The following is an 11,097-nucleotide window of genomic DNA, read 5'->3' as shown; positions in this document are numbered from 1 at the left end:
CAGACATTCTATGGAATGGTTGTGATGATAAAGTAAGGGTCAACGGATACCAGAGGTTTGAAAATTCCTTCGGGGACGAACCAACCAAAGTAAAGACGAGTTAATACTTTTAGTAACCACGGTTGCGAAAAAGTTAAAACGGGAATCCCAATCGAAAGAGTAAGATTTCCGTTTTTCTTTTAAACTATTTCCGACAGCGCTTAAACCTTCACTCATTTTCTTATTTTTGATTAAATGGGAAAAGATAATGTTATGGGCGCCGCATCAAAAATATTCGTTCTGGATACTTCCGTCATTTTATATGAACATGATGCATTTCAAAACTTTCAAGAACACGATGTCGCAATTCCCATCCAGGTACTGGAAGAATTAGATAATTTTAAAGCTGGCAACGATACCAGGAATTACGAAGCCCGGAGTTTTATCCGTTTGATGGATAATATCTCTAAAAATATATTGCTTAATGAATGGATGCCGTTGAAAGGGAAGGGGAGAGGCAGATTCAAAGTAGTGATGGACGACACACCTATCCAAAATGACGCTGAAAAGATTTTTGGAGAAGGAAAATTTGATCATCGGATTTTAAATGCAGCGCTTAGCCTGCAAGAGCAACATCCACTGAAGAAAATAGTCCTGGTTTCTAAAGATATTTGTTTAAGATTAAAAGCAAAAGCTCTTAATCTATATGCGGAGGATTATGAAACGGGAAAGGTTAAAAACGTAGAGGAACTATACACGGGTAAAACTGTAATCGATAAGCTTACCAATAAAGTAATAGAACAGCTAATTACGAACAAATTTCTGCCAATAGAAAAGACTGGCATTAGTGTCATACACGAAAATCATTTTTTCACGCTAAACAGTAAAAATAAAACAGCTTCTGCATATTATAATCCTAAAAAATTTCAGCTTGAATATATTCCGGCTCAATCAGTTTATAAGATTGAACCCAAAAACCCTGAACAAGCCTTCGCAATTCATGCTTTGATGAATCCAGAAATAAAACTGGTTACTATCCAGGGAAATGCCGGCACCGGTAAAACACTCCTGGCATTAGCAAGTGCACTGGAACAGCGTAAGAATTATAGACAGATATTTGTCACCAGGCCTATAGTGCCTTTAAGCAATAAGGACATTGGCTTTTTGCCGGGAGATATTAAATCGAAAATAGACCCTTATATGGCACCAATATGGGATAATCTCAAATTTATCAAGGATCAGTTTAGTGAAGATGAAAAAGCGCAAGCAAAATTGGATGAATTGGTACTCACCGAAAAAATAACTATAGCCCCTTTGGCGTTTATCCGGGGTCGTACATTAACCAAGATCTTTTTCATTGTTGATGAAGCGCAAAACCTGACGCCCCATGAAATTAAAACAATTATATCCAGAGCAGGCGAAGACACAAAAATTGTTTTCACGGGGGATATTTACCAGATCGATACACCATACCTTGATGCAGAGAGTAACGGTTTATCGTATTTGATTGACAAAGCCAAGAACCATCCTCTGTACGCCCATATAACCTTACAGAAAGGTGAAAGAAGTGAACTCGCAAATTTAGCCAATGATCTACTTTAGCTTGGCATCCAATTCTACCGGTGAGGATCTTCCGAAATTGATACATAAAAAAAAGCCCCTGATCGCTCAGGGGCTTTTTTGTCAAATGATATATGTTGATTTAGTAAACAACTTTCACATTAACAGCGTTAAGGCCTTTTTTGCCACGCTCAACTTCGTATTGAACCTTATCGTTTTCACGAATTTGATCAATTAAACCTGATGAGTGGACAAATACATCCTCTTCACCTGACTCTGCGGGCACGATGAACCCGAATCCTTTAGTTTCATTAAAAAACTTTACTGTACCTTCTTTTTGCATTGTGTTATTTTATTAATATAATAAGAACAAAGGTAAGGAAAAACGTCAGTATTCTAAACTTTTATTATTTAGTTTGACGATTGCAGGGAATTAAAATTTGAACCTGGTTTTATATAACAAAGAAAGTTTCCTTTCAATGTAAATCAGAAAGTAACAGGAAGATTTGATATTTGAACTTTACAAACACAATATAATTACTAATGTAATGAAATACATCTCTTATTAAAAAGAATACATTCTGGGTTTATAATTAATATTATGTTAAATAGATGTGTTCCATCGCAACTCTTGTCCCTCCTATAAACGTAAAAAGCCCGGATGGTTGTCCGGGCTTTTATTTTGAGCATATTGATATTACAAGGCCTCAATCTTCTTGCTTAGTTCTTCAACTTTCGCATTATCCTTTTTAACCAGATAATAAGTTTTTAAATTCTCTAAAGCAATCTTTGATTTCGGGTCTAGTTCTGAAGCTTTCTGAAGGTAAGGAAATGCTTTATCGAACTCTGCCGAAGCCTTTTTCATAGCAGCATCATATTCCTTTTGTTGAGTTGGAGGAAGTTTATTTGCTTCATTGTAAAGAGCAATACCTTTGTTGAGCATAACGCCACCGATATTAATATTAGCATCGGCATATGAAGGGTCAATTGCAATAGCTTTTAAATATGACTCTTCTGCCTTAGCTGCATCGCCTATGGTGCTATAAGCAATACCTAAATAATACGGATAAAGTTTATTTTTTGGATCTTTTTGTGCCTGTTCTGCAATCTTTGAAATTACTTCCTTCTGTTTCCCAGACATTAAACTTAATTCAATTTCCTGTGTAGCTAAAGCTGCATCGTTGTATTTAAGTGCACCTTCTCCGGCAATACTTATAGCTCTTGCTGTATCCCCTTTCATCGAATACAAACGAGAAAGATCCAGATAAATCTGATTGTTGACGGAGTAATTAGTTTTGATCAACTCCTCATAGTTCTTTATTCCAGCATCATAATTTTTTGAGTTGATGGCTGAAAGACCAGCATAATAGGTAATTGTTGTATCACCAGGACGATAAGATAATGCATTTGTGAACGACGTATAAGCGTCGGCAAAATTACTGCTTTGGTAAGCTCTAACACCTTGATTTAATTCATACTGGCTGTACAAAGCACTTGTAAGGTGCTCCAGGTTGGCTTTATTTGCTCCATCTTTATCCAATTCAGCGGCTTTTTTAAAAGCAGACTGAGATTCTACCATAAGGGGTTTCGAAGTTGTTAAAACGCTGTCCATTAGAGCCATTTCAGCATAGATTAACGCTTTATAAGTCCAGGCCGTTGGATCGGAAGCGGTTTTATCATTTAAAACAGCCTTGTCGACTGAAGCTTTGGCAGTCTTGAGACTTGGCATTGCAAGAGCCATTGAGTTAGCTTCCTTCAAACTGATAAAACTGTCGTAATTTTTTTTAGCATTTGCCACTTCGCCTTTCTGTGCATATACCAGCACAGAAGAAGCTGTAAAAACAGCTGCTAAAATGAAAGATTTAATTTTCATGTTATTTAATTTAATTTGAGTTGATTGATTCTGTTGTTAATTCGTTTTAATTCTTCTTTATCGTCAGTATGCTTATATAAGATAGATAAGGATGTTAATGACTTTAACTCATTTGGGTCGATTTCGTTTGCTTTCGATAAATAATATTTTGAAAGATACATCATGCTACTTTTAGTTTGGTCTTTTAAATACATATTAAGATAAAGTAAACCTAACGCAAAATTTCCTTCATAATTATTAGGATTTATATTTAAAACAGCCTTATAGTATTCCTCTGCTTTTAAATTATCACCAATCATCTCATTAGAGAATCCAGCAAGATAGTTTAAATTGATATTGAACTCATCCAATTTCAGGCCCCTTTCAGTAAATTTAGCTAATTCATCGAAATCGTTACGATTTCCCAGAATATTAATCAGTTTAAATACCAAATCGCGGGTTTGGGGGAACGCCTCACTCCCATCTGTAAGTGTTTTTAAAGCGCGTTCTTCATCTCCCCTGGTCTCATACAGATTGGCCAGGACAAGGAAATACTCTGGCTTGGGCTTTTGGTTGATTAGCTTTTCATAGAAATTAGCAGAAAGCTCATAGTGTCCCAACTCCTGATTGAGCAATGCCAGATTGTGCCATATAGAATTATTGTTGGGAACCAGGGTGTCGAGTATGGTGAAATACTTCAACGCTTCATCGAATCGACGTTCTTTAAAATATTTATTCCCTCTGAATAAATAGGTATGTTTTAGCTGGCTGTTTATATACGCAATTTCCACTTCAGCATCCGAAGCAGACTTTGAGTTGCTCACCCTGGAAAGAGAGTGCAGGGCTTCTTCTATAGGATCCTTTGCATATTTCAACTTCACATTTGAGTCAACGCGGGCGAGCGTGGCGTACACTAGGCTGCGAATTAAATTGTTCTTAAAAGCAGTTGAGTCCGACGCCGTTTTATAGGCCTCATCGATAAGTTTTCGTGCAGTTTCGAGATCCTTTATATCTTTTGAAGCAGAATATTTTGCAAAACTGTTCATCGCATCCTTTGTAAGCACGGTCTGAGCTTGTAAGGATGTAATGAACAGCAGCATTATAGAGAAAAGAAATAAAGTTTTTCCCTTCATTGGTATTTTATTCAGTTTCCGGATCCACTGGCTTGTCTGAAGTGTCTGTATCAGATGAAGTTTCTGATTTTGTTTCATCTCCAGATCCCTCTGATTCTTCTTCAGGATTCTCTAAATTTTCATCGCTATCTTCTTCGTGCTCAACTTTAGTAATTGACGCTATCGAATCATCGCCTTTAAAGGTAATCAGACGTACCCCCTGTGTGGCACGACCCATTACACGAAGATCACTTAACCCAATTCTAATAACGATACCTGATTTGTTGATGATCATTAAATCATCATTATCGGTAACATCCTTAATCGCAACAAGTTCACCAGTCTTTTCAGTGACATTAATGGTTTTCACACCTTTACCACCTCGATTAGTAACGCGATAATCGTCGATATCAGTACGTTTTCCGTATCCATTTTCGGAAACAACGAGTACCGTAACTTCCGGGTTATTAATACTGATCATGCCGACAACCTCATCTTTGTCGTGAGCCAATGTTATACCACGAACTCCCGTAGCGGTTCTTCCCATTGGGCGAACTGTAGATTCGTTAAATCTAATTGCTCTTCCTGAACGAAGCGCCATTACAATTTCGCTTTCACCGGTAGTCATGCAAGCTTCCAATAACTGGTCTCCTTCGTTGATATTTATCGCATTGATACCATTTGCACGAGGACGTGAATATGCTTCAAGAGAAGTTTTTTTAATGGTTCCTTTCTTGGTACACATAATGATAAAGTTGTTCTCCAGGTAATCCTGGTCTTTCAGATTTACAACTTTAATATAGGCCTTTATATTTTCCTCTTTAGGGATGTTAATCACGTTTTGTATTGCACGCCCCTTACTTGTCCTGGTTCCTTCTGGAATTTCAAAAACTCTTAACCAGAAACATTTACCTGTTTCTGTAAAAAACAGCATATAGTTATGATTGGTTGCAATCAGGATATGCTCAATGAAATCCTTATCCCGCGACTGCGAACCCATCGAACCTTTGCCACCTCTCCCCTGTTTGCGGTACTCTGTTAACGGAGTACGCTTTATGTATCCTTCATGAGAGATAGTTATTACTACTTCTTCATCAACGATGAAATCCTCCATCCGCATATCGTCTGCGGAATGTGTAATGGAAGTGCGACGTTCATCTCCGAATCTCTCTCTGATATCAATGAGTTCATCGGTAATAATTTTCATTCGTAAAGCCTCATCAGCCAGTATAAGATTCAAATACTCGATAGTCTTCATCAGTTCCGCGTATTCCTCTTTAATCTTATCTCTTTCAAGTCCTGTTAGGCGGCGAAGAGTCATATCGAGAATAGCTCTCGCCTGGATATCAGAAAGGCTAAAGCTTTCCATCAAACCAACTCTTGCATCGTCCGGGCTATTTGAAGCGCGAATCAACTTAATAACCTCATCGAGGTGATCAAGTGCAATTAATAAGCCTTCGAGGATATGGGCACGTTTTTCCGCCTCAGCCAAATCAAATTTAGTTCTTCGGATCACTACTTCGTGACGGTGGTCAACAAAATGACGGATAAGATCTTTTAGGTTCAACATCATAGGCCGCCCATTTACAAGCGCGATGTTGTTTACACTAAAGGAAGTCTGCAATGCAGTATACTTGAAAAGATTATTGAGAACTATAGAAGCATTGGCATCGCGTTTAATTTCGTAAACGATTCGCATACCGTCTCTGTCAGACTCATCTCTGATCTCGCTGATACCTTCAATTTTCTTATCGTTAACAAGACCGGCAGTTTGCTCAATCATGTTAGCTTTATTCACCTGATAAGGAATCTCGTTCACGATAATGCGTTCACGGTCACCCTTATAGACTTCAATTTCGGCTTTGGCGCGCATAACAATCCTGCCGCGGCCTGTTTCAAAGGCTTCCTGAACTCCAGAGTAGCCGTAAATTATACCCCCAGTTGGAAAATCCGGGGCTTTCACATGCTGCATGAGTTCAGCAATGGTAACCTCGTTATTCTCAATGTATGAAATGGTAGCATTAACAACTTCCGTCAAATTATGAGGAGGCATATTAGTTGCCATACCTACTGCAATACCTGATGCACCATTTACAAGAAGGTTTGGAATGCGGGATGGAAGTACTGTCGGCTCTTCAAGAGTATCATCGAAGTTTAGCTGGAAATCAACCGTATCTTTGTTGATATCGGCCAGCATTTCTTCCGCAATTTTCTTTAAACGCGCTTCAGTATAACGCATAGCCGCTGGTGAATCACCATCGACAGATCCAAAGTTTCCTTGTCCGTCGACCATTGGATAACGTAAGCTCCACTCCTGCGCCATACGAACCATCGCAAAATAAACAGAGGAATCTCCGTGAGGATGATATTTACCTAAAACATCTCCGACAATACGTGCAGACTTTTTGTGCGCCTTACTGCTTGTAACACCAAGATCCAGCATCCCGTAAAGGACCCTGCGGTGCACCGGCTTAAGTCCGTCGCGGACATCAGGCAGTGCGCGGGAAACAATTACCGACATCGAATAATCGATGTAAGCAGATTTCATTTCCTCCTCAATATTGATCGGAATTATTCTATCGTTTTGGGGTGCTAAATTATCGTTTTCTGTATCTTCAGCCATGTTTTATTGAATTCTGAATTAATGTCTTTCAAATTATTCGAAGGCTCTGGTAAGCATTGCTAATCCTTCGCTTTTTCAGCCTTGCGAAGTTAGCAAAATTCATCGTTTTTATGGGCGGATTGGAAAAATAATCAGGTCCCCCCATTTGGTTTTCGGGAGAAAAAAATCGATGGTCCTAAATGATTTTGATTAATTGAGCAAGAGGTATTTATGAAGTAAGAAATAAGGCTATTATACCTCATTCAATCCTTTTTTGTAGACTTCCAGTGCCCTTTTTCTTGCGAAATCGTGATCCACAATAGGCCGCAGATGGTATTTATTAAAATCCTTTACCCAGGTTTTTATGTAGATCAGCTTAGGATCAAACTTTTGAGTTTGCGATGCAGGATTAAATATCCTGAAATATGGTGCTGAATCACAGCCACTTCCTGCGGCCCATTGCCAATTACCGTTGTTTGAAGAGAGGTCATAATCAAGCAGTTTTTGCGCAAAATAGGCTTCGCCCCAACGCCAGTCTATCAAAAGATGTTTCGTGAGAAAGCCCGCTACGATCATCCGGACACGGTTGTGCATCCAGCCGGTTTGGTTTAATTGACGCATACCGGCATCAACGATTGGATATCCGGTTTCACCCCGGCACCACGATTCGAACTCCGCTTCATTATTCCTCCAGGGGATGTTATCGTATTTACTTTTGAAACTTTGATTCACTACATGAGGGAAATGGTAAAGGATCATCATGAAAAATTCCCGCCATATCAACTCGTTCAGCCAGGTTTCATTCCATTTTAAAGCAATTTCCACAAGATACCGGATGCTCAGTGTTCCAAAACGGAGATGTGGGCTGACCTGGCTTGTTCCATCTACAGAAGGAAGATTCCGGTTTTGGTGGTAAGAGGATATAATTTCCTGACCAATATTCAAGGGCATGATTTCAGGTTCACAATATTGGAAGCCTAAATCGTTTAGCGAAGGGATGTCTCGTTTTTTTATCTTGAACAAATTGGCAAGATAATTCTCACTTGGAAGTTTTTGAATGGAACTCTTATTAAACAGCTCTTTCCATTTCTTTGAATAAGGAGTAAAGACCGTATAAGGTGAACAATCAGCTTTAACAACTTCTGTCTTCTCAAAAATAACCTGGTCTTTAAAAGTATTGAATTTGATGTCGAAGCTTTCTGCCAGGTTTTTTATTTTAAGGTCTCGCTTGATCGCATAAGGCTCATAGTCATGGTTTAGAAAGATTTCCTTGACATGATAATCATTAACCAACTGTCTGAACGCATTTTCTACATCCGCAAAGAGAACTTGAAACGTTGACTGATTTTGGTGGCAACGTGCATTGAGTTCCTCAAGTGTCTGGTGAATAAAGGATACCCTTTTATCACTTTTATCGGGCAGCTTATCCAGTATTTCCGGGTCGAAAATAAATACGGGAAGTACCGGGTATGGAGACTGCAGGGCGTGATACAGAGCGGTGTTGTCATCAAAGCGTAAATCGCGCCTGAACCAACAGATACTTACATCCTGTTTCATAAACCCTACTGGGAGTAGATTTCGGTAAGGGCACTATTCAGTGCCGGGTAGCGGAACTGGAAACCTGCATTTAACAGTTTTTGAGCAGAAATCCGGTCGCTAATCAATACCACTTCGCTCATTTCGCCGAGTAGAGATTTCAAAACGAATTCCGAAACGTTTAAAGGCCATACAGGTCTGAATAGCTTTTTAGCCATAGCACGGGTGAATTCAGAATTAGTTACCGGGAATGGGCTTGATGTATTGTATACACCATTGTAAGAAGGATCCTCCACAACCTTTTCGAAAATCGCAATCATATCGTATAGATGAATCCAGGGGATCCATTGCTTGCCGCTACCGAGGGCCGCACCAGCGAAGAAATTGACGGGCTTCTCCAATTCAACGAGTGCTCCCCCATGTCGCGTTAATACAATTCCTATCCTAAGCTTAATAATTCGCTTACAAAATTTACTGCCTTCGTCTATGGCATCTTCCCATTGTTTACAGCATTGCGCTAAAAAGCCTGTACCGTTATTGCTTTCCTCTGTCAGGACCTCATCACCCCTATTGCCGTAGTAACCAGCTCCGGAAGCCGAAATAATGGTCTCGATCTTAGCCCCTGTTTCTTCTATTGCTTTAAAAAGCAGCCTGCTCGACTTAACCCTGCTATCGATAATTTCTTCTTTTCGCTTTTTCGTCCACCTTTTATCCGCTATCCCAGCTCCTGCCAAATGTATTATGGTATCAACACCTTCCAGACAATTCCGGTCAATTTGCCCGCTGTCGATATCCCAGCGGAAAGCCTCTGCATTTTTAACACGTGCAGGATCGCGTGTCAGGATTTTAATGACGTGCCCTCTCAGCTGAAGATTTCTAACAATTCTGCTTCCAATAAGTCCCGTAGCTCCGGTAATAAGTATATTTTTCTTTTGATCAGCTTGGTCCATATCTTATTAATTGAATAGGCGGTTCAAAATCTCTTCACGAAATTTAAAGATCTTTTTGATCTTTTCCCTGACTATAAAGTTATGCGCTATATCACCAATAAATCCAAAAGGTAACTGATACTTTACCTCGTCGTGCATTAATATCCCATTATCCTGTTCAGTAAATTTATGAGTGTGTTCCCAAAGAGAGTACGGACCTTTCACTTGCCTGTCGGTAAAGAAATGGGGCTTCTCAACCCGACAAATCTCCGTCTGCCATTTCAAGGGGATACCCAAAAGCGGGCTGACAGTATAATCTATGATCATCCCTTCGTAGACCTCTTTACCGTCCAATTGGGTATGAATTTTAAAAGCCATTTCCGGAGGGGTAATACGGGCAAGATTCTTCGCCGAGGAAAAGAAATCCCACGCGGAAGCGATATCAGTTTTAAGAAACTGTTCACTTGTATAATTATGTATCATTATTTTAATTGACTAAATGTTCTATAACCCTGGGAAGGCAAATCTTCAACCATTCGGTGTAGTTTTCCGGATGTAGTAAGACTTCCTGTTGCAGCTCTTTCATCGAAATATATTTCCAATCCATCACCTCATCTGGATTTATTTCGGGCAGTTCATCTGTCTTGCCAAAGTAAACATGATCAAATTCATGCTCAATGAGCCCATTTCCAAACTCCGCCCGGTAAATAAAACTGAAAGCAAAATCCAGATTGCATTTTAAACCCATCTCCTCGCCCAACCTTCTGGAACAGGCTGCTAAAGTTGTTTCGCCCTTCCGGGGATGGCTGCAGCAGGTATTGCTCCATAAACCCGGCGAGTGATACTTATCCAAAGCCCTGCGCTGCAAAAGCAGACCGCCATTTGAGTTGAATATGAAAACGGAGAAAGCACGGTGTAAAAGGCCTTCTTCGTGAGCAGACATTTTTTCCAGTAATCCTACTTCAAGATCACTTTCGTCGACCAGGATAACCAAATCTTCCGCATTTTCCATAAGGTCATTCATCAGCGTCTATGCCTGTTGCTTTAGATAGGATGTAATTATCTTCTTCAGTTCTGCATCCTTAAGCCCTGACACGGATTGTCTCAAAAACGATTGGTCCCTCTCGATCTGACTGCTATAGCCCAGAAACGAAGGAACGTTTGTTTGGATGGTATACCTTAAAAAGCGCAACTCGACATTATTGTTGTCTGCCTGTATGGCTTTTTCCAGTATCGTTTTGCCATTCTTGAAGTAAGACATTTTGCTGAAAGGATTAAAGGAATGCTTAGCCATGATCATGGTTGCGCCACCCTTATATCCCAAAAGCAAGGGACTATTCCTTTCATTGTAAGGTTCCAATTGCTTAATCAGGTCTTTGCATACCTCTTCCGAAGAAGTCGAGTTGTGGAACTTAAGCCGTATTGATTTGATATTTGGCTCACTTGCCACCGAAGTTAAGTTAGCAAATAGTATTAATAAACATGTTATCACCCTCATACCCATTTCATTTTATTTTGTACCAGACA

Annotated in this window: 10 protein-coding genes; 1 reads left to right on the top strand and 9 read right to left on the bottom strand. The window is 39.6% G+C overall.

What is annotated here, in order from left to right:
- Nucleotides 1–234 precede the first annotated feature (234 nt).
- Nucleotides 235–1,581 (top strand): PhoH family protein, encoded by a 1,347-nt coding sequence (locus WBJ10_RS14010; protein WP_424291346.1) that lies wholly within the window; start codon nt 235–237, stop codon nt 1,579–1,581.
- A 100-nt stretch (nt 1,582–1,681) separates the two neighbouring features.
- On the opposite strand, the gene WBJ10_RS14005 is transcribed toward WBJ10_RS14010, so the two are convergent.
- The 9 genes from WBJ10_RS14005 to WBJ10_RS13965 all read right to left on the bottom strand — a co-directional run bounded on the left by WBJ10_RS14005 (nt 1,682) and on the right by WBJ10_RS13965 (nt 11,020).
- Complete coding sequence (locus tag WBJ10_RS14005; RefSeq protein WP_079701265.1) at nt 1,682–1,882, bottom strand: cold-shock protein; 201 nt, start codon at nt 1,880–1,882, stop codon at nt 1,682–1,684.
- Between the two features lie 354 nt (nt 1,883–2,236).
- The gene (locus WBJ10_RS14000; protein ID WP_424291343.1) at nt 2,237–3,412 is read right to left on the bottom strand and encodes a tetratricopeptide repeat protein; all 1,176 of its coding nucleotides are present in this window, start codon (nt 3,410–3,412) and stop codon (nt 2,237–2,239) included.
- A 5-nt stretch (nt 3,413–3,417) separates the two neighbouring features.
- Nucleotides 3,418–4,524: a tetratricopeptide repeat protein gene (locus WBJ10_RS13995; RefSeq protein ID WP_424291341.1), complete on the bottom strand. Its 1,107-nt coding sequence runs from the start codon at nt 4,522–4,524 to the stop codon at nt 3,418–3,420.
- A gap of 7 nt (nt 4,525–4,531) precedes the next feature.
- Complete coding sequence (gyrA, locus tag WBJ10_RS13990; protein WP_424291339.1) at nt 4,532–7,126, bottom strand: DNA gyrase subunit A; 2,595 nt, start codon at nt 7,124–7,126, stop codon at nt 4,532–4,534.
- Between the two features lie 231 nt (nt 7,127–7,357).
- Nucleotides 7,358–8,662 (bottom strand): cryptochrome/photolyase family protein, encoded by a 1,305-nt coding sequence (locus WBJ10_RS13985; protein ID WP_424291337.1) that lies wholly within the window; start codon nt 8,660–8,662, stop codon nt 7,358–7,360.
- A gap of 5 nt (nt 8,663–8,667) precedes the next feature.
- Nucleotides 8,668–9,591 carry a TIGR01777 family oxidoreductase gene (locus tag WBJ10_RS13980; protein ID WP_424291335.1) on the bottom strand — a complete coding sequence of 308 codons (924 nt, stop codon included), beginning with the start codon at nt 9,589–9,591 and terminating at the stop codon, nt 8,668–8,670.
- A gap of 6 nt (nt 9,592–9,597) precedes the next feature.
- On the bottom strand, nt 9,598–10,053 hold the full coding sequence (locus tag WBJ10_RS13975; protein WP_424291333.1) for an SRPBCC family protein: 456 nt from the start codon (nt 10,051–10,053) through the stop codon (nt 9,598–9,600).
- A 4-nt stretch (nt 10,054–10,057) separates the two neighbouring features.
- On the bottom strand, nt 10,058–10,594 hold the full coding sequence (gene idi, locus WBJ10_RS13970) for an isopentenyl-diphosphate Delta-isomerase (RefSeq protein ID WP_424291331.1): 537 nt from the start codon (nt 10,592–10,594) through the stop codon (nt 10,058–10,060).
- Between the two features lie 6 nt (nt 10,595–10,600).
- Nucleotides 10,601–11,020 (bottom strand): hypothetical protein, encoded by a 420-nt coding sequence (locus tag WBJ10_RS13965; RefSeq protein WP_424291329.1) that lies wholly within the window; start codon nt 11,018–11,020, stop codon nt 10,601–10,603.
- Nucleotides 11,021–11,097 lie beyond the last annotated feature (77 nt).

It is taken from the genome of Daejeonella sp. (assembly GCF_049655485.1).
Classification (GTDB): Bacteria; Bacteroidota; Bacteroidia; order Sphingobacteriales; family Sphingobacteriaceae; genus Daejeonella.
This window is presented reverse-complemented; position numbering and strand designations above follow the sequence as displayed.

Coding starts and splice junctions, on each gene's coding strand:
- WBJ10_RS14010 (WP_424291346.1), top strand. CDS start 235: ATGGGAAAAGATAATGTTATGGGCGCCGCATCAAAAATATTCGTTCTG.
- WBJ10_RS14005 (WP_079701265.1), bottom strand. CDS start 1,882: ATGCAAAAAGAAGGTACAGTAAAGTTTTTTAATGAAACTAAAGGATTC.
- WBJ10_RS14000 (WP_424291343.1), bottom strand. CDS start 3,412: ATGAAAATTAAATCTTTCATTTTAGCAGCTGTTTTTACAGCTTCTTCT.
- WBJ10_RS13995 (WP_424291341.1), bottom strand. CDS start 4,524: ATGAAGGGAAAAACTTTATTTCTTTTCTCTATAATGCTGCTGTTCATT.
- gyrA (WP_424291339.1), bottom strand. CDS start 7,126: ATGGCTGAAGATACAGAAAACGATAATTTAGCACCCCAAAACGATAGA.
- WBJ10_RS13985 (WP_424291337.1), bottom strand. CDS start 8,662: ATGAAACAGGATGTAAGTATCTGTTGGTTCAGGCGCGATTTACGCTTT.
- WBJ10_RS13980 (WP_424291335.1), bottom strand. CDS start 9,591: ATGGACCAAGCTGATCAAAAGAAAAATATACTTATTACCGGAGCTACG.
- WBJ10_RS13975 (WP_424291333.1), bottom strand. CDS start 10,053: ATGATACATAATTATACAAGTGAACAGTTTCTTAAAACTGATATCGCT.
- idi (WP_424291331.1), bottom strand. CDS start 10,594: ATGAATGACCTTATGGAAAATGCGGAAGATTTGGTTATCCTGGTCGAC.